This is a genomic window from Streptomyces sp. NPDC001668, assembly GCF_042893155.1.
Lineage (GTDB): Bacteria > Actinomycetota > Actinomycetes > Streptomycetales > Streptomycetaceae > Streptomyces.
This window is the reverse complement of record NZ_JBIAUQ010000013.1, coordinates 128,469-147,772: the sequence shown is the minus strand read 5'-3', so window position 1 is coordinate 147,772 and position 19,304 is coordinate 128,469. Positions and strand designations below refer to the sequence as shown.

At 72.1% G+C, this 19,304-nt stretch carries 22 protein-coding genes and 1 riboswitch; of the genes, 12 read left to right on the top strand and 10 right to left on the bottom strand.

What is annotated here, in order from left to right:
- Positions 1–18: 18 nt before the first annotated feature.
- On the top strand, positions 19–1,164 hold the full coding sequence (locus ACFYZ8_RS32430) for a PP2C family protein-serine/threonine phosphatase (protein WP_388538875.1): 1,146 nt from the start codon (positions 19–21) through the stop codon (positions 1,162–1,164).
- A 70-nt stretch (positions 1,165–1,234) separates the two neighbouring features.
- Positions 1,235–2,431 carry a hypothetical protein gene (locus tag ACFYZ8_RS32425; protein ID WP_388538873.1) on the top strand — a complete coding sequence of 399 codons (1,197 nt, stop codon included), beginning with the start codon at positions 1,235–1,237 and terminating at the stop codon, positions 2,429–2,431.
- On the opposite strand, the gene ACFYZ8_RS32420 is transcribed toward ACFYZ8_RS32425, so the two are convergent.
- Positions 2,428–3,663 carry an amidohydrolase gene (locus tag ACFYZ8_RS32420; RefSeq protein ID WP_388538871.1) on the bottom strand — a complete coding sequence of 412 codons (1,236 nt, stop codon included), beginning with the start codon at positions 3,661–3,663 and terminating at the stop codon, positions 2,428–2,430. The two genes, ACFYZ8_RS32425 and ACFYZ8_RS32420, sit on opposite strands and share 4 nt — an antisense overlap.
- 280 nt (positions 3,664–3,943) lie before the next feature.
- Here ACFYZ8_RS32420 and ACFYZ8_RS32415 point away from each other — a divergent pair, with 280 nt between their 5' ends.
- Positions 3,944–4,495, top strand: a complete 552-nt coding sequence (locus ACFYZ8_RS32415) for a tellurite resistance TerB family protein (RefSeq protein WP_359033259.1) — start codon at positions 3,944–3,946, stop codon at positions 4,493–4,495.
- A 376-nt stretch (positions 4,496–4,871) separates the two neighbouring features.
- Here the strand turns inward: ACFYZ8_RS32415 and ACFYZ8_RS32410 are convergent, their stop codons facing one another.
- Positions 4,872–5,078 carry a hypothetical protein gene (locus tag ACFYZ8_RS32410; protein ID WP_359033429.1) on the bottom strand — a complete coding sequence of 69 codons (207 nt, stop codon included), beginning with the start codon at positions 5,076–5,078 and terminating at the stop codon, positions 4,872–4,874.
- A 90-nt stretch (positions 5,079–5,168) separates the two neighbouring features.
- Here ACFYZ8_RS32410 and ACFYZ8_RS32405 point away from each other — a divergent pair, with 90 nt between their 5' ends.
- Entirely contained in the window at positions 5,169–6,515 is a 1,347-nt protein-coding gene (locus ACFYZ8_RS32405) for a tetratricopeptide repeat protein (RefSeq protein WP_388538869.1), read from the top strand.
- Between the two features lie 212 nt (positions 6,516–6,727).
- Positions 6,728–7,618: a GAF and ANTAR domain-containing protein gene (locus tag ACFYZ8_RS32400; RefSeq protein ID WP_388538867.1), complete on the top strand. Its 891-nt coding sequence runs from the start codon at positions 6,728–6,730 to the stop codon at positions 7,616–7,618.
- Positions 7,619–7,648: 30 nt separating this feature from the next.
- Here the strand turns inward: ACFYZ8_RS32400 and ACFYZ8_RS32395 are convergent, their stop codons facing one another.
- A complete protein-coding gene (locus ACFYZ8_RS32395; RefSeq protein ID WP_388538865.1) occupies positions 7,649–8,434 on the bottom strand; it encodes a hypothetical protein in 786 nt (261 codons plus the stop codon).
- A gap of 116 nt (positions 8,435–8,550) precedes the next feature.
- Between ACFYZ8_RS32395 and ACFYZ8_RS32390 the strand changes: the two genes are divergently transcribed.
- Entirely contained in the window at positions 8,551–9,447 is an 897-nt protein-coding gene (locus tag ACFYZ8_RS32390; protein ID WP_388538864.1) for an aminoglycoside phosphotransferase family protein, read from the top strand.
- Here ACFYZ8_RS32390 and ACFYZ8_RS32385 read toward each other — a convergent pair.
- Entirely contained in the window at positions 9,431–10,006 is a 576-nt protein-coding gene (locus tag ACFYZ8_RS32385) for a TetR/AcrR family transcriptional regulator (protein ID WP_388539098.1), read from the bottom strand. The genes ACFYZ8_RS32390 and ACFYZ8_RS32385 overlap by 17 nt on opposite strands.
- 114 nt (positions 10,007–10,120) lie before the next feature.
- On the opposite strand from ACFYZ8_RS32385, the gene ACFYZ8_RS32380 reads away from it, so the two are divergent.
- The gene (locus ACFYZ8_RS32380; RefSeq protein ID WP_359033271.1) at positions 10,121–11,029 is read left to right on the top strand and encodes a DMT family transporter; all 909 of its coding nucleotides are present in this window, start codon (positions 10,121–10,123) and stop codon (positions 11,027–11,029) included.
- Positions 11,030–11,121: 92 nt separating this feature from the next.
- Here the strand turns inward: ACFYZ8_RS32380 and ACFYZ8_RS32375 are convergent, their stop codons facing one another.
- Both ACFYZ8_RS32375 and ACFYZ8_RS32370 read right to left on the bottom strand, forming a co-directional pair.
- On the bottom strand, positions 11,122–12,336 hold the full coding sequence (locus tag ACFYZ8_RS32375) for an MFS transporter (RefSeq protein WP_388538862.1): 1,215 nt from the start codon (positions 12,334–12,336) through the stop codon (positions 11,122–11,124).
- Complete coding sequence (locus ACFYZ8_RS32370) at positions 12,333–13,142, bottom strand: alpha/beta hydrolase (protein ID WP_359033275.1); 810 nt, start codon at positions 13,140–13,142, stop codon at positions 12,333–12,335. The genes ACFYZ8_RS32375 and ACFYZ8_RS32370 overlap by 4 nt, the downstream gene beginning before the upstream one ends.
- 62 nt (positions 13,143–13,204) lie before the next feature.
- On the opposite strand from ACFYZ8_RS32370, the gene ACFYZ8_RS32365 reads away from it, so the two are divergent.
- The 3 genes from ACFYZ8_RS32365 to ACFYZ8_RS32355 all read left to right on the top strand — a co-directional run bounded on the left by ACFYZ8_RS32365 (position 13,205) and on the right by ACFYZ8_RS32355 (position 16,094).
- Positions 13,205–13,591, top strand: coding sequence for a MerR family transcriptional regulator (locus ACFYZ8_RS32365; protein ID WP_359033276.1), 387 nt, complete (start codon positions 13,205–13,207; stop codon positions 13,589–13,591).
- A gap of 217 nt (positions 13,592–13,808) precedes the next feature.
- Positions 13,809–15,080, top strand: coding sequence for a threonine--tRNA ligase (gene thrS, locus ACFYZ8_RS32360; protein ID WP_388538860.1), 1,272 nt, complete (start codon positions 13,809–13,811; stop codon positions 15,078–15,080).
- A gap of 51 nt (positions 15,081–15,131) precedes the next feature.
- Positions 15,132–16,094 (top strand): nucleoside hydrolase, encoded by a 963-nt coding sequence (locus ACFYZ8_RS32355; RefSeq protein ID WP_359033279.1) that lies wholly within the window; start codon positions 15,132–15,134, stop codon positions 16,092–16,094.
- A gap of 49 nt (positions 16,095–16,143) precedes the next feature.
- On the opposite strand, the gene ACFYZ8_RS32350 is transcribed toward ACFYZ8_RS32355, so the two are convergent.
- Positions 16,144–17,235 (bottom strand): HoxN/HupN/NixA family nickel/cobalt transporter, encoded by a 1,092-nt coding sequence (locus ACFYZ8_RS32350; protein ID WP_359033281.1) that lies wholly within the window; start codon positions 17,233–17,235, stop codon positions 16,144–16,146.
- Between the two features lie 28 nt (positions 17,236–17,263).
- Positions 17,264–17,470: riboswitch (cobalamin riboswitch) on the bottom strand.
- A gap of 81 nt (positions 17,471–17,551) precedes the next feature.
- On the opposite strand from ACFYZ8_RS32350, the gene ACFYZ8_RS32345 reads away from it, so the two are divergent.
- Positions 17,552–17,899, top strand: a complete 348-nt coding sequence (locus tag ACFYZ8_RS32345; RefSeq protein WP_388538857.1) for an ArsR/SmtB family transcription factor — start codon at positions 17,552–17,554, stop codon at positions 17,897–17,899.
- A 20-nt stretch (positions 17,900–17,919) separates the two neighbouring features.
- Here the strand turns inward: ACFYZ8_RS32345 and ACFYZ8_RS32340 are convergent, their stop codons facing one another.
- On the bottom strand, positions 17,920–18,225 hold the full coding sequence (locus ACFYZ8_RS32340) for a hypothetical protein (protein ID WP_388538855.1): 306 nt from the start codon (positions 18,223–18,225) through the stop codon (positions 17,920–17,922).
- A gap of 149 nt (positions 18,226–18,374) precedes the next feature.
- Between ACFYZ8_RS32340 and ACFYZ8_RS32335 the strand changes: the two genes are divergently transcribed.
- Positions 18,375–18,674, top strand: coding sequence for a hypothetical protein (locus ACFYZ8_RS32335; protein ID WP_388538853.1), 300 nt, complete (start codon positions 18,375–18,377; stop codon positions 18,672–18,674).
- 77 nt (positions 18,675–18,751) lie between these two features.
- On the opposite strand, the gene ACFYZ8_RS32330 is transcribed toward ACFYZ8_RS32335, so the two are convergent.
- Positions 18,752–18,970 carry a hypothetical protein gene (locus tag ACFYZ8_RS32330; protein WP_359033289.1) on the bottom strand — a complete coding sequence of 73 codons (219 nt, stop codon included), beginning with the start codon at positions 18,968–18,970 and terminating at the stop codon, positions 18,752–18,754.
- A gap of 44 nt (positions 18,971–19,014) precedes the next feature.
- Positions 19,015–19,251 (bottom strand): hypothetical protein, encoded by a 237-nt coding sequence (locus ACFYZ8_RS32325; RefSeq protein ID WP_359033291.1) that lies wholly within the window; start codon positions 19,249–19,251, stop codon positions 19,015–19,017.
- Positions 19,252–19,304 lie beyond the last annotated feature (53 nt).

Here is a 19,304-nt window from a genome sequence, read left to right as displayed (position 1 = left end):
CCGTGTTTCGCTGAGCCCATGAGCGGTGTCGGCCGGGGGCAGGTGCTCCGCGTCCGCGGCCGCGGTGTGGCCTGGGTGCCGCCCCTCCTGCTGCTCGCCGCGATCACCGCGATCGACTACAACACGGCCGCCGAGTTCCGGATGATCTCCTGGGTCGTGCTGGTCCCCGGCATCGCGGCCGCGATCTGCGGTGTCCCCGGCACCGCCGCCTTCGCCGCGCTCGCCCTGGGCACCTACGTCGTCGCCGACAGCTCCTGGCCGCACCAGTACCAGTCGGGACTGCCCGACTTCATCCTGGTCGCAGTCGGCGGCATCCTCGCCGTCCTGGCCTGCGCGGTCCGGCTGCGCGGCGAGCGCAGCATGCTGCACATGCGGGACGTCGCCGACACCACCCGCCGTACCGTGCTGCGCCCGCTCCCGCCCGTGTGGGGCGGCCTGGAGCACGCGGAGGTGTATCTCGCGGCGGACACCGAAGCTCGCGTCGGCGGCGACTTCTACGACATCCAGCCCGGCCCGCACGGCACCCGCGTGCTCGTCGGGGACGTCCAGGGCAAGGGGCTCGGCGCGGTCGAGGCGGCCGCCGCGCTGCTGGGCACCTTCCGTGAGGCGGCGTACCACGAAGCCGAGCTCGCGACGGTCGCCGAACGGCTGGAGATCCGGGTGCACCGGCACGGCGGGCACATCACCGCGCTCGGCCGCGACGACGGCGACCGCTTCGCCACCGCCGTCCTGCTGGGCTTTCCCGAGGCCGACACCGGAATGGTCGAGGCCATGGTCTTCGGCCATGAACCGCCGCTGGTGGTCGGCCCGTCGGGGGTACGCCCGCTGCTCGCCGCCGACGGACTCCCGCTCGGCCTCGCCGCGCTGTCCGCCGACGGCCCGCCGCCCGTCCACCGGATCCCCCTCGGCCCCGCCGAGACCCTCCTGCTGACCAGCGACGGCGTCACCGAGGCCCGGGACCCCGCCGGGGAGTTCTACGCCCTCGCCGGCGAGGTGGCCCGCGCCCTCACCGCCGACCCGGGAGCCGTCGAACCCCGCCGCCTGGTCGGTCTCGTGCGGGACGGCACCCTGAGGCACTGCGGCGGACGGCTGCTCGACGACACCACCGTCTTCGCGGTGCGCAGGGCCGACGAGCGGGCAGGAATGGGACGTTTGCCGTCCTGAGAACCCCCGTTCGCAGCCGCACCGGTTACCGTGCTGCCGTAAGTGATCGACGGGGGATGGGGAGGGACCGATGCCCGGGACCGTGCTGCTGCTCGCCGCCTCACCGGTGGGCAAGAGCCGTCTGGTGGACGCGGCGTCCGTGCTTCCCGTCCTCGCGGCCGTGCCGCCGGCCGTGCTCTCCGGCACCGACACCGCCAACGTCGTCGAGCTCGCCGACCCGCTGGAACCGCAGGCCGTCCTGACCCGGCTGCGCGCCGTCGCGGCCACCCCGGGCCCGCTCACCGTGTTCATCGCCGGCCAACTCGCCCTGGACCGCCGCCAGCACCTGCCCCACCTCGCGCTGGCCCGCACCACACCGGCCACCGTGCGCTACACCGCGCTGCCCTGGCAGTGGATCCGCGAGGAGTTCCGGCTGCGCTCCCCGGGGTCGACGACCCTCTTCCTCGACCTGCACGCCGACGCCGACACCTGGGGGTGGCTGCGGACGAACGCGCTCGACTCCGGCCGCAACAACGCGGTGTTCGGGCGGATCGCGCCACCGCCGTCCCGCCGTTCGGTCGCGGTGCCGGCGTACATGAAGACGATCGCGACGATTCTGCGCAGCGGGTACCGGCCCGCCGAACCGGAGCTGCACCAGCAGGCGTTCGGGCGGCTGGGCAGCGAGGCGTACGGGGACCTGGTGCTGACCGTGCCGCCGGTGCCGGTGGCCGCACCCGGCAGTCCGGCCCCCAGAACCCCGTACCGGCCGGTGGTTGCGGCACAACCCGTTCCGGCACAAGCGGTTCCGGCACAACCCGTTCCGGCACAACCCGTTCCGGCACAGCCTCCTCAGCGGCAGCCGATGGACCCCCACGCCTACATCGCCGCCGCTGTCCAGGCCGGTCGGCACGAGGACGCCGAAGCCGTCGCCGGCGCACATGAACAGGCCGCCGCCGGCGCCCATGGCCCCGCCTCCGAGCAGGCCCTGCACTGGTCCGAGGTCCGGGCGGATCTCGCGATGTTCGCCAGGGACTCGGCGCGCAGCTGCCGCATCTGGCTGACGGTGGCCGAGACCCGGCTGGCCGCGGGGCAGGCCCCGGACTCGCCGGACGTGGAGAAGGCCGTCGACCGGGCCCACCACCAGTGGGGCCAGGTGCGCGACAAGTCCCGGGCCCAGGAACTGGGCACGCTGCTCGCGCAGTTGCGCGTCCGCGTCCCGGGCCGCCGCCCCGGCGCCCTGGAGAACGTGCGCAAGCAGCTGCGGGAGTTGCAGGCGACGCCGTTCTAGCGGAGGTACGCCAGCGCCCCCGACACCAGTGTCCGCACCCCCGGGGCCACCGTCGACAGATCGGGGGCGAAGTGCGGGCTGTGGTTGCTCGGGACCGCGTCGAACTTCTCCATCAGGTCCTCGCCGGGTGCCGCGTCCCACACCGCGGCCGGGGTGGAGGTCACGAACCAGTAGGAGTAAGGGAGTTCGCCGAGCGCGAGCAGGGAGAAGTCCTCGCTGCCCATCGCCGGCCCGGAGTCGAAGACGGTGGCGTCGCCGAAGACCTCCCGGTGCACGGCGGCGATCCGGTCGTCGGTCTCCGGGTCGTTGACCGTGACCGGGAACGAGCCGCCCACGGTCACCTCCGGCCCGCGCGGACAGCCCGCCGCATGGCACTCGCCCTCGGCGATCCGGCGGATCGCGGCCAGCATCCGGTCCCGGACCGCCTCGGACCGGGTGCGCAGGTTGAGGGAGATACGGGCGGTGGCCGGGATGATGTTCGCCGCCGTGCCCGCCTCGATCCGGCCCACGGTCAGCACGGCCGGCTCGCTCGGCTTGATCTCCCGGCCGACGACCGTCTGGAGCCGCGTGACCAGGTACGCGGCCGTGACGACCGGGTCGACCGTCGTCTCGGGGCGCGAGCCGTGCCCGCCCCGGCCGTGCACCACGATCTCGACGTCCGTCGTCGCCGACATGATCAGGCCGGGCACGTGCGGGTACAGCCCGGCGGGTCCCGGTACCGCGTGCTGCCCGAGCAGCACGTCCGGGCGCGGGACACGCTCGTAGAGCCCGTCGGCGACCATCGCGGCCGCCCCGCCGCCGGTCTCCTCGGCGGGCTGGCCCACCAGGAGCAGCGTCCCGGACCAGGCGTCCCGGCCGTCCGCGAGCGCCCGCGCCGCCCCCGCGAGCCAGGTCACATGCAGGTCGTGCCCGCAGGCGTGCATCATCCCGGGCGTCTCGGAGGCGTACGGCAGCCCGGTCCGCTCCTCGACCGGCAGCGCGTCCATGTCGGCGCGCAGCAGGACGGTGGGCCCGTCGCCGTTGCGGAGCACGCCCACGACACCGGTGCCGCCGACGCCCTCGGCCGTCTCGAAGCCGGCCGCCTTCAGCCGCTCGGCGAGCCGGGCCGCGGTGCGGTGCTCCTGGAACGAGGGCTCGGGGTGGCGGTGCAGGTCCCGGTAGAAGTCCTCCAGGCCGGGAACCGGGAGGTCGGCGGTGAGCTCCAGAGCGGTACGGGCGGCGGCAGACGTCATGCGGGCAGCGTAGGCGGCGGCCGCGGCAGGGGGCGGGGATCAGAAGGCGGGGACCGCGGCGGGGCGGGCGACCGGACGGGACGGGTCGCCCTGTGGGCCGGGTCGCCCTGTGGGACGGATCGCTCAGGCCCCGCGCGGGCGTGCCGCGCAAGGTCTTCCCCGGCCGTACGTTCCGGACGCCGGGTACCGGGAGATCTGCCGAGGTGACTTGGTGGAACCTTTACCCGGGCGTGTCCGTTGACCGGATGAGATCACTCAGACGAGTACCGAGGTGACGTCAATGGCACTGTTCGACCGGCTCAAGGACCAGGCCAAGAACCTGCAGCAGCAGGCTCAGGGCGGGCGCGGCACGACCACCGGTGGGGCCGGGCACGGCAGCTCGCGCGGGGGTTCGCGCGCCCAGCTCGTCGGCGTGCTCAAGACCCAGCTCGGCTCCCTGAAGACCGAGCTGAAGAGCGGCGCCTACCGGGACGCCAGCATGGCGATGTGCGCCCTGGTCGCGGCCGCCGACGGCCAGGTGGACGCGGCCGAGATGCAGCAGATGGAGTCCCTGATCCTCGGCAACGACGTGCTGCAGAACTTCCCGCCGGAGCAGCTGCGCACCCGCTTCCACAAGCATGTGGACCAGCTCACCCGCAACTTCCCGCAGGGCAAGGCCGAGGCGCTCCAGGAGATCGCCAAGGCCGCCAAGAAGCCCACCGAGGCGCGCGCGGTGATCCAGACGGGCATCGTCATCGCCGGCGCCGACGGCCACTTCTCCCAGGCGGAGCAGTCGATCCTCAGGGAGGCGTGCGCGGCCCTGGGGGTGAACCCGGCGGAGTTCCAGCTCTGAGCAGGTGCTCCACGACTTCGAAGGGGGCGGCGGTATGACCGAGCAGGCGGTCTGTCAACACCTGCGCGAGCTGCGTGAGCACTTCACACCGCCGCCCGGCTTCACGGACCCGGAGATCAGTGACGGGACGTTCGTCATGACGATGAGCCCCCGCCCGCGCCATCAGGTCACGGCCAAGGACGTCGCACGTCAGCTGGATCCGCAGCTCCCCGAGGGCCCACTGGACCCACGCTCTCGCCCTCCAACCCGGGCAACGACTACGAGGTCAAGAGCCGCGACTACGCCAACCGTCTCCACAAGCAGCCGCACGGCACCCCGCCGCAAGGACATGATGCTCGGCCCGGAGACGGACGGGACGTGACGGCCTTGGCCGGTCTCATTCCGAGGTGTGCCCGGTGACCTGCTGGACCTGGTCCGCCCGCTCGGCCGGCCGCTCCCCCGACGCCTTCGCCGGCCCCGCGTTGGCCGCCAGGACCAGCGTGGCCACGGCCACGACCGCGGCGGCGAAACCCCTGGCGTAGCGCGCGGTGGTGCTGGTGCGTTCGAGCACGGCGACCTCGCAGCGGTGGCGGTGAGTACCCATGGCGGTGACGGTGTATTAAGCAGGGTTAATACGCCGTTTAACCTAGGGGCTGCGCGAGCCGAACGGCAAGAGGCGCTGGGGGAGTTGGCCATGTCGGAGCGGGACGACCCGGGCGTCATCGGGCGACGGGTGCAACAGTTGCGGGTCGAACGCGGGCTGACGCAGAAACAGCTGGCGGAACCCGCCTACACACCGGCCTACATCTCCACCCTGGAGTCGGGCCGGGTACGGCCCTCCGACGACGCCCTGCGGCATCTCGCCGACCGCCTCGGCGTCGGTTTCGAGGAACTGGCGACCGGCCGCCCGGCCCATCTCGTCACCGACCTGCGGCTGCGCCTCACCGGGGCCCAGCGCACCCTCGCCACCGGGGAGGCCGAGGAGTCCGCCGCCCAGTACTCCCGTCTCCTCGCCGAGGCCGACGCGCTCGACCTCGCCGAGGTGCGGGCCGCCGCCCTGCTCGGACTCGGGGAGTGCGCCGTGGAGACCGGCGAACTCGCCGCCGCACGCCAGTACTTCGAGCGGTCCGAGCAGGCCCTCGGCGACGACGTCCCGCTGCCCGCCCGGGTCCCCGCGCTGCGCGGACGCGCCCTCGCCCACTACCTCACCGGTGAACTGCGCTACTCCGTCTACCTGTTGGAGTCCGCCATCGACGAGCTCAACCGCGGTGGCCTGCACGACCCCGACGCCCTGCTCCTCCTCTACGCGAGCGTCATCGGCCCCTACATGGACATGGGCGCCCACGCCCGCGCCGCCCAGGCCGCCGAACTCGCCCTCGCCCTCGCCCCGCGCTCCGCCGACCCCGCGCTCGTCGCCCGGATGCACCGCTCCGTCGCCCGCACCCTGCTCGCCGAGGGCCGCCTCGCCGAGGCCGACGCCTCCCTCGCCAAGGCCGCCGAACTGTACCGGCAGCTCCAGCTCCGCACCGAACTCGCCAACTGCCACTGGATGCGCGGCTACGTCTACGCCCAGAACGGCGAACTGGAGCGCGCCGAAGCCGAGTTGAGGCAGGCCCTCACCATGCTCTCCGCCAAGCGGGCCGCCCTGTACTCCAGCCAGGCCGCCGTCGAGCTCGCCGACGTGCTGCACCGGCGCGGCAAGTCCGACGAGGCCGCCGCCCTGCTCCACGACGTGCTCAGCGACCTCAGCTCCGAACGCGGCGCACTGCACTCCGCCGCCGCCCACCGGCTCCTCGGGATCATCGCCGAGGACGCCCGCGACACCGAGGCCGCCGAGGAGCACTACGTCCGCGCCCTGAGCCTCCTGGAACGGGCGGGCGCCGCCGGTGACCTGGCCGACCTGTGCCGGCTGCTGGGCGATCTGCTGCGCCGTACGGGACGGGTCGAGGCGGCGCTGGACGCGTACCGGACGGGCCTGGGACACCGTACGGCCCCCGGCACCACCACCCTCGGACCCGCACCCGCGCAGCCCCCTCTGTGACGATCCGGACGCGGGACGGCGCTGATCGTCATCGTCATCGTGGGGGCTGTGCCGGCGCTGGTCCGCCGTAGGGATCCCGGGCGTTTCGCCCGGTGGACGAGGGGTAGCCGGGCGGTGCCCCTGGGCGGCCACGCCACGAGCGGCGCCCCCGGCTCACGGTGAGCCTGCTCGGGGACCGACGGCGGACAGCCCCGCGCTGACCCAAGGAGGCGGTGACCGTGCGGCCCAGGGAGGATCCCGGCGACGCCCACGGCGACGAGCCAGGTCCGTTCCCCAGGGCGGGCGGTGAAGCCGGCGCCGGGAGTCAGCGGGAGGCCGAGAGGGAGCGTGGGTCCGGACGCGGGGACGAGGCCGGGCGGCCCGGAGCCGGTCAGGACCACCAGGCCCGGGACGACCCCCACCACCTGCGGGCCTCCGATGTGATCGCGGCGGAGGTGCGGGGTGCCACCCCCGCCGAGATCCTCGGCAAGCTGTGCGTGGCCGCCGTCGAGCTGCTGCCGGTGACCGGTGCGAGTGTGTCGCTGCGCAGCGACGGCATGCCGGTCCAGCTGAGCGCCAGCAGCGACCGGGCCGCGCACCTGTCGGACATCCAGGCCACCCTGGGCGACGGGCCCTGCACATCGGCCGCGGGGTCGGGCGCCGCCGTGTTCGCCACCGATCTGACGTCCGGCCGGGACCAGGGCCGCTGGCCGGTCTTCGCCCAGCAGGCCACCGCCGCCGGGATACGGGCGGTGTACTCCATGCCCCTCGGCAACGACACCGTGTGCGTCGGCACCCTCGACCTCTACCGGGACGACCCCGGCGAACTCACCCGGCGTGAGCTGCGCGTCGCCGAACTCGTGGCCGGTGTCATGACGGTGGCGCTGATGTCCCTGCCCCGGGGGGAGGAGAACGGCCCCGGGGACGACGACCCCTGGCTCAGCGGCCTGGGCACCGCGCACGACGAGGTGTACCAGGCCGTCGGCATGATCATGGTGCAGCTCGGGGTGGACTCGGACGAGGCGCTGGCCCGGCTGCGCGCGCACGCCTTCTCGCACAACCGCACCGCGCTCGAGGTGGCGCACGACGTGGTCCGGCACCGCAAGCGGTTCGACCGGGACTGAGCGACTCGACTCACCGGGGTCCGCCCCCGTTCAGACCTGCACCCGCCCCCGCCGCCGCACCTCCGTCAGCCGCTCGGCGCCCAGCTGTACGGCGGCCTGCGTGGCGTCCGTCAGTACGTCGCCGAAGCCGCCGTTGGTCACACTGATCGCGTCGTCCCCCACCCGGAGCGCGGCGACATCGAGCGTGAGCGTCGTCGGTTCGCCGTCCTGCGACTGCCCGGTCAGCAGCACCCGCAGCCCCTGCCGGTCGTCCCCTGCCTCCGGCAACGGCAGGTCGGTGACCTGCACCCCCAGGACGGCCCCGGTGATCGTGGTGGCCGCGAACTGCGCGCAGGTGCGCGGAAGGCTCCTGAGCCAGGCGAGCGTCCTGTCGATCTCCGCCGGCGGCCGCGCGAGCACCTGGTACCGCATCTGCGCCTGGTTCCACTCGTCGTCCATCCCGACGACCGCCCGCGGCTGGGCGTCGGCCCCGAACAGCTCGTCCGCGTACAGCGCGTCCAGCAGCCGCTGGCACCCCCGCCGGTCGGCCTTCGCCTTCAGCACCCCGTCGTGCCAGGTGGCCACGCCCTGGGCCGGCGTCCACGGCTCCCCGAGATCCGCGTCGGTGACGAGCGCGGCCTGCGCCATGGCCTCGGTGAGGGCCGAGGACGCGGCGGGAGACGCCTTCGGAGACGGCGGAGGCGCGCTGCTGGGCCGGGTGATGGGCGGCTTCGGAGCGGTGGGAGGAGTGGAGAGCGCGGAACAGCCGGTGGCGGCGAGGAGCCCGGACAGGACGAGGACGGGGGTGGCGACGCGGGCGGCGCGGGGCGGGGTCATGCTTCAAGTGATCACCGGGTTCACGGAGGTCACCAGCGGTCCGGGCCGTATGGGTTAAGCGCGGACAGCCGATAATCACTGGCCGTCGTCCGGGTCGTTCTGGTCTGCTTCCTGGGATGACCATGCACGCTGACCAAGTGGACGTGACGGCCGAAACCGTTGCCGCTCTGGTCCGGGAACAGTTCCCCCGGTGGAGTGGCAGGACGATCCGGCCCCTGCCGTCGGCCGGGACGGTCAACGCCATCTTCCGTATCGGGGACGACCTTTCGGCGCGCTTCCCCCTGCGGCAGGCCGACGCCGGCGAGGTGCTGGCGGTACTGGAACAGGAAGCCCGGGCGAGTGCGGAGCTGGCGCGGACATCCCCGTTTCCCGTTCCGGAACCCGTCGCCCTGGGAGCGCCCGGAGCGGGTTACCCCATGCCGTGGTCGGTCCAGACATGGCTGCCGGGAACGGTCGCCTCGGATGCCGACCCGAGCGGGTCGTACGCCTTCGCCGAGGATCTCGCGGTCTTCATCGCGGCCCTGCGGAAGGCCGAGACGCGAGGGCGCCCCTTCGGCGGCGAGGGCCGTGGCGGTGTTCTCGCTCACCACGACGACTGGATGGCGAGGTGCTTCGAGGAGAGCGAGGGGCTGCTCGACATGCCCCGGCTGCGTCGGCTGTGGGCCCGCTTTCGGGAACTGCCCCGCAAGGGTGCCGACGTGATGAGCCATGGCGACCTGATCCCCGGCAACGTCCTGGTCGCGGGGGACCGGCTCGGCGGCGTACTCGACACGGGCGGGTACGGCCCGGCCGACCCCGCACTGGATCTGGTCAGCGCCTGGCATCTGTTGCGGCCAGGTCCGCGCGAAGTGCTCCGGCGGGCACTGGACTGTGACGATCTGGAATGGGAGCGCGGCAAGGCCTGGGCGTTCGAGCAGGCGATGGGTCTCGTCTGGTACTACGTCGAGAGCAATCCGACGATGAGCGAACTGGGGCGCCGGACACTCGACCGCCTTCTCACGTCGATGGAGTGACGTCGTCCCGGTCGGCTCTGCCCTGCGACCGGTCCCGTCCGACGAGCCCCGTCGCCTCCCCGCACGCGAACCCGATCGGATCGGGGAAGCTGCGCAGCCCGTGGGCGACCAGCGCGCCCTCGTGGAGCAGCATCAGGGTACGGGCGTGGTCGGGGGCCAGTTCGGTGAAGAGGCGGAGCATCCACCGTTTCTGCTCGGTGATGATCGCGTACGCCGGGTGGGCGGGATCGCTGATCTCGGCGTGGGCGTTGACCATGGCGCACCCCTTGGGGCTGTTGTCGTCCATCCACTCCCGAGAGGCCTCGAAGACCGCACGGACCCGGTCGACGGCCCCCGGCCCCGCCGCCTCGAGGCGCTCCATGAGATACGTCCGCCAGCGCTCGTCCCGGTCGGCGAGGTACTCCACGACGATCTGCTCCTTGGAGCCGAACCGGTCGTAGAGCGTCTTCTTGGTCACCCCGGCCTCGGCGGCGATCAGGTCCACGCCGACCGCGTGGATGCCGCGCTCGTAGAACAGCCGGGACGCCGCCGAGAGGGCGCGGCGGGCGCCCGGGGTCATGGTGATCCGCCGTACCCGCTGTGTACTGTCTCCCACCCTCCCGACTATACCGATCTGTATAGTGGTCACGGCAAGGACGTATACAGATCTGTTTAGTCACGGGTGGTGACCTTCATGAACGTCCTGCTCTCCGCCGCCTTCGTCGTGTGCTGGAGCTCGGGATTCGTCGGCGCCAAGCTGGGCACGCAGGACGCCGGTGCGATGACGCTCCTGATGTGGCGGTTCCTGCCACTGGCGGCCGTCCTGGCAGCGTTCGCCGCGCACCGGGGCCCGGCCGCATGGCGCACCCTGACACCCCGCGACCTCGCACGGCAGGCCCTGATCGGGCTGCTCTCCCAGAGCGGCTACCTGCTCACCGTCTACTACGCCATCCAGCTCGGCGTCTCCAGCGGTACGACGGCCCTGATCGACGGCACCCAGCCGCTGGTCGCGGGAGCACTCGCCGGTCCGCTGCTGCGCGAGTACGTGTCGGCCCGGCAGTGGCTGGGCCTGTGCCTGGGCCTCGGCGGAGTCGCCCTGGTCACCATGGCCGACGCCGCCTCGACCACGGGCGTGGCCTGGTGGACCTACCTCGTCCCCTTCGCCGGCATGCTCTCGCTGGTCGCGGCCACCTTCCTCGACCGGCGCTCCCGCACCCCGGTGACCCCGGCCGTGTCGATGACCGTCCACTGCGCCACCAGCGCCCTCGTCTTCACAGCCGCGGCGTTGACGACCGGCACCGCGACCCCGCCCGCCACCGGATCCTTCTGGCTGGCCACGATCTGGCTCGTGACCCTGTCCACCTTCGGCGGCTACGGCCTGTACTGGCTCGTCCTGCAGCGCTCCGGAGTCACCGAGGTCAACACCCTCATGTTCCTCATGGCCCCGGTCACCGCCGTCTGGGGCACCCTGATGTTCGACGAACCCTTCACCCCCCAGACCGCGCTGGGCCTGACGGCCGCGCTCGGGGCGGTGGCGGTGGTGCGGGGGGTGGGCACGCGTGGAGGGGAAGCGGGGGGCACCGGGTCCCGCGTTTCGTGCTGAGATCCGAGCTCCCGCGACTCCTGCTCATCCTCTGGACGACCAGGGACCGCTGCCCGACCACCCCGGTCTGCGCAACTCATGTCCCGTCGACGTCAGAGCGCGACGTTCCGGTCCTGCGTGGGCCAGTGTCTGCTTGAGCGCCACGCTGTCGCCGCGGCCAGGGAGACCGCTGCGAGCGCCACCCAGCCGAGCGCTCGGACTCCGGCGATGGCAAGCGCAGCGCCACCAGCCAGGGCACCTCCACCGATTCCCAGATTGAAGGCGGCGACGTACCAGGACGAGGCTGTGTCGCGAGCCGGGCTGGCGATGCGCAGAACTGTCGCCTGCAAGCACACCGGTGCGGCTGCGAAGGCCATCCCCCAGACGGCGACAGCCGCGACGGCGACGGGCGTCAGCGAAGCTCCGCATGCCAACAGGCCGATCGCCAGCGCCATCGCTCCAGTGGTTCCGAATATGGCGGCGGACGGCGCGCGGTCCACCCAGAGACCCGCAAGCCACGTGCCGCCGATCCCTGTTGCGCCGTACGTCGCCAGGAGTGCGCTCACTCCGGCGCCGGCCGGTATCCCCATGCTGTGGAGCAGTGGGGTGACATAGCTGTACAGCGTGAAGTGGCCAAGCACGAGCACCATCGTGGTCATCACCAGCGGAAGGAGACCAGGCAGGCGCAGTGCATGAGGGCCTCGGCCGGCTCCTGGTGGATTTCCTGGAACCGGAGGAAGCACCCGCATGGCCACTGCCAGCGTCAGCAGCGCGGCGAAGGCCACCAGCCAGAAGGCTGCTCGCCAGCCCACGGCGTCGCCCAGCGCAGCGGTCAGGGGGACGCCGAGGACCAGTGCTCCGGAGTTTCCGGCGAAGACGACCGCCGTTGCCCGGCCCGGTCGTTCCGGAGGGGCGAGGGCCGCGGCGTAACCGGCCACGATGGACCAGAACACGCCGTGCGCGGCACCGCAGACGAGCCGTGCGACAGCCAGCAGCGCGAAATTCGTCGCCGCGCCGGAGAGGACCGCTCCCGCGGCGAAGATCCCCACGACCGTGAGAAGAAGACGCTTCCTCGGCCAGCTCGCGGTCCAGGAAGTCAACGCGGTCGCCGTCACTGCCACCGTGAAGGCATAGGCGGTGAGCAGCGTCCCCGTCTGGGACTCGGACACCTCCAGACTCGTACTGATCGCGGACAGCAGACCGACAGGGAGCATCTCCGTGGTGACCACGATGAAGGTGGCCAGGGCAAGGACGGCCAGGCCGCCGCGGTGCTTTCCCACGGGATCGCACGGCGCGACGGCCCGGCCCTGCGCGTCCGTAGCGGTCATGCGGAAACAGGGCCGGGAGACGCGAGGAAACGGCGTACGTGGCCGAGCCAGAGCGCCCGGTTGTCCGCGTCGAGGATGTGCCCTGCTCCGGGCAGTTCGATCAGCGTGGCCCCCTGGATTCCCGCAGCGAGGCGGCGGGAACTCTCCGGGAGCACCAGCCGGTCTCCCGTCGGCGCGAACACGAGGGCGGGGGCCGCCACGTCGGTGAGGTCGCCGCGGACGTCCACGCGGGAGACAAGGTCGAAGTGGTCGAGCATGCCGGGAGGCATCGAGGCCTCCACCTGCGCCACCGCCTCCTCCACGTCGGCCGGCGACAGCCCGTTCAACTGGCTCTCGGACAGGCACGCCAGGAAAGCCAGCCGGGCCACCTCCTCCCACTCGCCCGCCTTGCCGAGAAGGGCGATCAGCCGGGAGGCGTGTGCGAGGACCGGATCGGCCACGGGAAACCCTGCCGTGAGCACCAGTCCTGTCACCCGTTCGGGATGGCGGGTCGCGGCGCGCACCGCGAGGGCGGTTCCCAGGGACTCTCCGAGGATGGCGAACGTCTCGTGCCCGCGTGCCACAGCGGAGGCGACAAGGGCGTCTGCGAGCTCGTCGGGATCGAGCGGTTCCGTTGCGACCGGTGTGCCGCCCGCTCCTGGGTAGTGCGGACCGATCAGCGTGTGATCCCGCGCCAGATCGTCGAGCACCAGCCCGAAGTTGCCTTCGATACCGCCGCCGGCACCGTGCGCCAGCAGCAGGGCAGGGCCGCTGCCCTGCACGTACACATCAAGATTCCGTTCGAGAACGGCCTGCTCAGCACTCATGGATCCGACGCTAAACTCCGACACCGGTGTCAGAGTCAAGTCGCCGGGAGAGGCAGCGTCCCATGCGTATGAAGGAGATGGTCCAGCGGACTGGAGTGCACGAACGACTCCTGCGCTACTACGAACAGCAGGGGCTGCTCGCCCCGGCCCGACGTCCCAGCGGATACCGGGAGTACAGCGACGCAGACGTGGAGACGGTGCGCCGTATCCGCAGCCTCCTGACGGCCGGCCTCTCCACCACGGTGATCGCTCAAGTCCTGCCCTGTGTTGCCGACGACAGCAACCACCTGGTCCCCACGTGTCCGGACCTGGTCCGCCGGCTCGAAGGCGAACGGCGGCGGATGACACAGGAGATCGAGGCCCTTCAGGCATCACGCGCCATGCTGGACACCGTACTCGACGCAGCTCCGCCGGCCCCCTCGCAGGCGAACAGCCGACCGGGGGTGTGACACGTACGGAAAACCCCTCGCCCCACCCCCACCCCACCCCCTACCCTCACCCCATGCAGCGCGACCGAGCCATCGTCATCCCCCTCCCGTCGATCACGACGACGCCGGAGCAGGTCCCGGCGCGCTGACAGCTGACGCAGTCCGAAGCCCCGGGGCGAGTGCCCCGGGGTTTTGTCGTTCCCGTCGGTTCCTCGCCCCCCGCCGCGAGGAGAACCCCATGCACCCCATGCACCCCATGCACCCCCTGAACCCCAGCGATCCCCAGCACGACCACCGCCGACTCGGCCGTGAGCTCGGCCTGTTCGACACCGACCCGCTGATGGGCGCGGGGCTGCCGTACTGGCTGCCCGACGGGGCCGTCGTACGGCATGTCCTGGAGGAGTACGTCAGGGAGGCGGAGCGGGCCGCCGGGTACCGGCACGTGTACTCGCCCGTGCTCGGGAAGCGGGAGCTGTACGAGATCTCCGGGCACTGGGACCACTACAGCGAGGACATGTTCCCGCCGATGCGGCTGGGCGGCGAGGAGGTGGTCCTGCGGCCCAGCCTCTGCCCGCACCACGCGCTCATCTACCGGTCGAGGGCGCACAGTTATCGTGAACTCCCGCTCAGGATCGCGGAGTTGGGCGGCATGTACCGGTCCGAGCTGTCCGGTGTCCTCGGTGGTCTCACCCGCGTCCGTTCCATCCAGCTCAACGACGCCCACATCTTCTGCACCCCGGAGCAGGCCGTGGACGAGGCCCGCGCCGCCCTCGGCCTCATCCGGCGCGCCTACGACGACCTCGGCATCCGGGCGAGCCGGTACCGGCTGTCCCTGCCGAGCGGCGACGGCGACGGCGACGGCAAGTACGTCCCCGACCCGGAACTCTGGCGCCGCGCCACCGCCCTCCTCGAAGAGGTCCTGGACGGCGCCGAGTTCGAGTCCGTGGAGGGCGAGGCGGCCTTCTACGGTCCCAAGATCGACGTGCAGATCACCGACCCCGCCGGCCGCGAGTCCACCCTCTCCACCGTCCAGATCGACTTCCACCAGCCCGAACGCTTCGACCTCCACTACATCGGCCCCGACGGCGCCAGACACCGCCCGGTGATGGTCCACCGCAGCATCATCGGCAGCGTGGAACGGGCGGTCGCGCATCTCGTCGAGGCGCACGGCGGCGCGTTCCCGGTGTGGCTCGCCCCCGTGCAGCTGGTGGTCCTGCCGGTGTCCGAGGCGCAGGAGGAGCGGGCCCTGGACGTCGTACGGCGGGCCGAAGCGCGCGGCATCCGGGCCGAACTCGCCGGCCCCGGCGACGGCACCCTCGGCGCCCGGATCCGTGCCGCGCGCCTGGTGCCGTACCAGGCGGTGATCGGCGAGCGGGAGGCCGGCGCGGACTGTGCGGCCGTACGGCTGCGGGACGGCCGTAGGCCGGGAGCCGTGCCGGTCGGCGAGCTGCTGGAGAGGATCGGCGCCCGGGACGGTGATCGCGGGGCCGAACTCTGGGCGGCTGCGTAAGGTCGGTCCCGTACGTCAGCGACGTACGCCAGTGACGAAAGGACCCCCGCCGTGACCGGTCAGCCCATCCCGGTGATCATCGACTGCGACACCGGTGTCGACGACGCCCTGGCCCTGCTGTTCGCCGTACGGCATCCCGGCATCGACCTGCGCGCGGTCACCTGTGTCGCCGGGAACACCGACGTCGACGGCGTCGTCCGCAACACGCTGACCGTGCTCGAGCAGGCCGGGGCGGGGGACATCCCGGTCGCCCGGGGTGCCGAGCGGCCGCTGATCGAGCCCGTGCGCACCGCACAGCATGTGCACGGGCTCGACGGCATGGGGGACCTCGGGCTGCCCGCGCCGACCAGGGTGGCGGTGGACGTGGACGCGGTGACGCTGCTCCGGCGGGAGATCCTCGCCTCGCCCACCCCCGTGACGCTCGTCCCGACCGCGCCGCTCACCAACATCGCGCTGCTCCTGCGCACCCACCCCGAAGTGGTGCGGAACATCGAGCGGATCGTGTTCATGGGCGGCGCGGTGGCGACCGGGAACGCCACGCCGGTCGCGGAGTTCAACGTCTGGCACGACCCCGAGGCGGCCGCCGTGCTGCTCACCGCCGGGGTGCCGATCACGATGTACGGCCTGGACGTCTTCGAGCGGGTCCTGGTGCCGGCCGCCGACGTCCAGCGGCTGCGCCGGAGTCCGGAGCCGTCCCTGCGCATGGCGGGCGAACTGCTCGCCCACCGCGACCCCGCCACCTCCGGCGACCCCACCCCCATGGGTGGCCTCGGCGACGCGGGCGCGGTGTGCGCGGTCGTCGACCCGGACGGCCTGACCACCGAGCTGCTGCCGGTGGAGGTGAGCCTGGCCCCCGGCCCGACCCGCGGCCAGACCGTCGTCGACCGCCGCCGTCGTCCCGGCGAGTCCGAGATCCACGAGGGCGAGCGCGAAGTGACCCTCGTGGACGTGGGGTTGGGCGTGGACGTGGAGCGGTACGTGAAGCTGTGGCTGACGGCGGTGGAGGGGGTCTAGCCACCCGAGGCCCCGCCCGGGTGCCCGCCCGGGTCCCCACCCGGGTGGCTCAGGAACCGCTGACGCCCCAGCGCTGTTCCACCTTCGCGAGCCGCCAGTAGGCGATCGCCGCCGCCCACACCACCACGAACAGGCCGACGATGACGTAGCCGACGTTGTCGAGGTCGATGTCGGCGATCCAGGTGGTGAGGGCGTCGGTGAGGTCGAACTTGTCGTGCAGGACGCCGACGAGCTCGATCGTGCCGATGAAGAAGGCGACCGCGATGGACAAGCCGGTGATGGCGAGGTTGTAGAAGACCTTGCGGACGGGGTTGGAGAAGGCCCACTGGTAGGCGAAGTTCATGAAGGTGCCGTCGAGGGTGTCGAACAGGCTCATGCCGGCCGCGAAGAGGAGGGGAAGGCAGAGGATCGCGTACCAGGGGAGTCCGGCCGCCGCGCCCGACCCGGCCATCACCATCAGCGTGACCTCGGTGGCGGTGTCGAAGCCGAGCCCGAACAGGAAGCCCAGCGGGAACATCTGCCCCGGCCGGGTGATGGACTTGGTGAGCCGCCCGAGGATCCGGTTCATGAAGCCGCGCGAGTCGAGATGCTGCTCCAGCTCCTTCTCGTCGTACGACCCCGCCCGCATCGCCCGGAAGACCTTCAGGATGCCCAGCAGGGCGACCAGGTTGAGGGCGGCGATGAGGTAGAGGAACGTCCCGGAGATCGTCGTACCGAGGAAGCCCAGGACCTGGTGGGTGCTGGAGCCCTCGTTCATGACCTTGCCGGCGAGCTGGGTGCCGCCCGCGATGAGCGCGGCGAGCACGACCACGACGCTGGAGTGCCCGAGCGCGAACCAGAACCCCACCGACACCGGCCGCTTGCCGTCGGCCATCAGCTTGCGGGTGGTGTTGTCGATCGCGGCGATGTGGTCCGCGTCGAAGGCGTGCCGCATACCGAGCGTGTAGGCGGTGATGCCGAGGCCGATACCGAAGGCCTTGTCGCCGACCTCGTAGTGGCCCGGGACGACGAGCAGGAACAGGATGCCGAAGGCGAGGACGTGCAGCGCGGCTATGGCGGCCATCAGGCCGGCCGTCTTGACCGTGTCCTCGCGCCGCCAGCGGAACGAAGCGGAGACCTCGGGCAGGGCAGGATCGGTCATACGGTGGTCACTCCAGCACCTCGTGGATGAACGCGTGAGCTGCCGTGGCCGGTCTCCTGGCTTACGGGTCGTGCGTTTCCCTGCCCGCCTTCCCGGCCTGATGGTGACGGCCAGTGGCTGTCCCGCGAGGGACGTGGGAGGGAAACTCCCCGATCACAGTGGCGAGGGCCGCACCGGAATGGACCTTTGAGGGGTCGTCACCGGCTTCCCGAGCACCACGGCCCGACCACCGTAGGCGGGGGCGGGGGTTCCTGCATAGCTGCACACCTGCGCAGGTATGGAAGATCACATACGACCGCCTGCGAGGATGTGCCCCATGCACCTCGTCCCGGCCGACCGAGCCGACCGCCGCACCATCGACGGGCACCGGGTGTGCGACGCCATCGCCGCGATCGGCGACCCGGGACACGTCCGCACCTGGTCCGACCGTTTCGCCCTCCTCGCCGACCCCAATCGGCTGTCCCTGCTCCTCGCCCTGCACCGCACCGGCCCCCTGGCGGTCTCCGACCTCGCGATCGCCACGGGCATGAACGACCCGGCCGTGTCGCAGGCGTTGCGGCTGCTGCGGGCGGCGGGGGTCGTCGCGGGGGAGAAGGAGGGGCGGGTGGTGCGGTATTCGGTGGTGGACGACGAGGTACGGGGGCTGTTGAAGCAGGTGTCGTGAGGGAAGCAGGTGCCGGTCCGCTAGCTCCGCGGGGGAACGCCGAACCGGCGACGGGCCCTTGTGAGCGCGAACCAGCCGCACACGGTGAGCACCGCGCCCGGGAGGGGCCACAGGCCGCCCGCGAGGATGCCGAAGGACCCCATGGCCACTCCGCACATGGTGACGGCCGCGGCGGCCGACTCCGCCCGCAGCTGGGGAGCCCGGCGCCTGCTCGCCGACGGCCTGACGAGTTGGCGGCCGAGGAAGACCTGCACGGTGTTGATCACGGCCAGCAGCGTGGCGAGGACACCGAGGGCGCCGAGAACCACGTCGGACATCATGGGCATGCCGTGAAGCTACAGGGGCGTGGGGGGAGCCCGGCGGCGGGGTGCGCCGGGCTCCGTCCAGAGGGTTCGCCGCAACTCGCCTGACACGATCGTGCGATGGTGAGGTGATCCACCTGATCCATGCGTCGTGATCTTTGGGGAGGGGTGTCTTGTCGTACCTGGTCGTGACGCTCGCCGGTGCCGACACACCGGGTGAGCATCTTCAACTCGCCGCCTTCACGGCCATGGCCGCGACCGTCTTCATCTGGCTGGGCCGACGGCAGCGCCGCACCGGACGCAACGCGCCGGCCCCGAGCGAGACGATGAGGACCACCGACCGGCTCATCCCGCCATCGCCCCCCAGCCGGGGGCACCGCACCGCGGGTTGCGTGTGGATCGGCGCCGGCGCCGTCTTCCTCATGCCGGCCGTGTTCAACCTCGCGGCGGCGATCCGCGGACTCCTCGGCTGAGGGGCCCCTCGCAGGAGCGGCGCTGCTCGCCCTCGATCAGCCGTGGCACTGGGCGAGGCCACTGACCACGCCGCCCGTCAGCCCTGCGCCCCCCACTGCTCCGGCCCCCCGCCCCGCCAGTCGATCCACGCCACCTGGGCCACCTCCGCCGCGTCGATCTCCAGTCCGGCGCGGCGGAGGAACTCCGCGACGTCGGTCAGGTTGTGGGCGAGGCCCAGGATCTCGCCGTCCACGCGTACGCGGCGGCCGCCGGTGGGGGACGGGGGGTGCACGATCACGCGGATCGGTCCGGACATGTCTTCAGGATCGTCCGGGGCGTACGGTCCCGCATTTCGGTCCGTCATCGGTCGAGCCGTTCGGCCGTGTTCCCGGTGCCCGCGCGGGCCAGGTCACGCAGCTCCCACCACTCGGCGGGACGGGGGCGCCCGCGCTGCCAGTGGGGATGGAAGAACACCTGGGCCGACAGCCGGTGCAGGCGTCGGCGCAGCTCCGTGCGGCCGGGGTGCTCGGCGAGCTGCCGGTAGGTGGCACTCCACTCGCGCTGGGCCCGGGCGAGGTCGTCGGGGAACGATCGCATGCCTGGATTCAATCATGTGTTCGATTTTCTGGGCCATGGCCCGCCGGATACGG

Excerpts from the sequence above, each read along its gene's own strand:
- ACFYZ8_RS32430 (WP_388538875.1), top strand. The coding sequence starts at position 19 with ATGAGCGGTGTCGGCCGGGGGCAGGTGCTCCGCGTCCGCGGCCGCGGT.
- ACFYZ8_RS32410 (WP_359033429.1), bottom strand. The coding sequence starts at position 5,078 with ATGGGTACTCACCGCCACCGCTGCGAGGTCGCCGTGCTCGAACGCACC.
- thrS (WP_388538860.1), top strand. The coding sequence starts at position 13,809 with ATGCACCCCATGCACCCCATGCACCCCCTGAACCCCAGCGATCCCCAG.
- ACFYZ8_RS32405 (WP_388538869.1), top strand. The coding sequence starts at position 5,169 with ATGTCGGAGCGGGACGACCCGGGCGTCATCGGGCGACGGGTGCAACAG.
- ACFYZ8_RS32375 (WP_388538862.1), bottom strand. The coding sequence starts at position 12,336 with ATGACCGCTACGGACGCGCAGGGCCGGGCCGTCGCGCCGTGCGATCCC.
- ACFYZ8_RS32340 (WP_388538855.1), bottom strand. The coding sequence starts at position 18,225 with ATGCCCATGATGTCCGACGTGGTTCTCGGCGCCCTCGGTGTCCTCGCC.
- ACFYZ8_RS32385 (WP_388539098.1), bottom strand. The coding sequence starts at position 10,006 with ATGACCCCGGGCGCCCGCCGCGCCCTCTCGGCGGCGTCCCGGCTGTTC.
- ACFYZ8_RS32350 (WP_359033281.1), bottom strand. The coding sequence starts at position 17,235 with ATGACCGATCCTGCCCTGCCCGAGGTCTCCGCTTCGTTCCGCTGGCGG.
- ACFYZ8_RS32365 (WP_359033276.1), top strand. The coding sequence starts at position 13,205 with ATGCGTATGAAGGAGATGGTCCAGCGGACTGGAGTGCACGAACGACTC.
- ACFYZ8_RS32370 (WP_359033275.1), bottom strand. The coding sequence starts at position 13,142 with ATGAGTGCTGAGCAGGCCGTTCTCGAACGGAATCTTGATGTGTACGTG.
- ACFYZ8_RS32425 (WP_388538873.1), top strand. The coding sequence starts at position 1,235 with ATGCCCGGGACCGTGCTGCTGCTCGCCGCCTCACCGGTGGGCAAGAGC.
- ACFYZ8_RS32325 (WP_359033291.1), bottom strand. The coding sequence starts at position 19,251 with ATGCGATCGTTCCCCGACGACCTCGCCCGGGCCCAGCGCGAGTGGAGT.
- ACFYZ8_RS32390 (WP_388538864.1), top strand. The coding sequence starts at position 8,551 with ATGACCATGCACGCTGACCAAGTGGACGTGACGGCCGAAACCGTTGCC.
- ACFYZ8_RS32345 (WP_388538857.1), top strand. The coding sequence starts at position 17,552 with ATGCACCTCGTCCCGGCCGACCGAGCCGACCGCCGCACCATCGACGGG.
- ACFYZ8_RS32420 (WP_388538871.1), bottom strand. The coding sequence starts at position 3,663 with ATGACGTCTGCCGCCGCCCGTACCGCTCTGGAGCTCACCGCCGACCTC.
- ACFYZ8_RS32415 (WP_359033259.1), top strand. The coding sequence starts at position 3,944 with ATGGCACTGTTCGACCGGCTCAAGGACCAGGCCAAGAACCTGCAGCAG.
- ACFYZ8_RS32380 (WP_359033271.1), top strand. The coding sequence starts at position 10,121 with ATGAACGTCCTGCTCTCCGCCGCCTTCGTCGTGTGCTGGAGCTCGGGA.
- ACFYZ8_RS32330 (WP_359033289.1), bottom strand. The coding sequence starts at position 18,970 with ATGTCCGGACCGATCCGCGTGATCGTGCACCCCCCGTCCCCCACCGGC.
- ACFYZ8_RS32395 (WP_388538865.1), bottom strand. The coding sequence starts at position 8,434 with ATGACCCCGCCCCGCGCCGCCCGCGTCGCCACCCCCGTCCTCGTCCTG.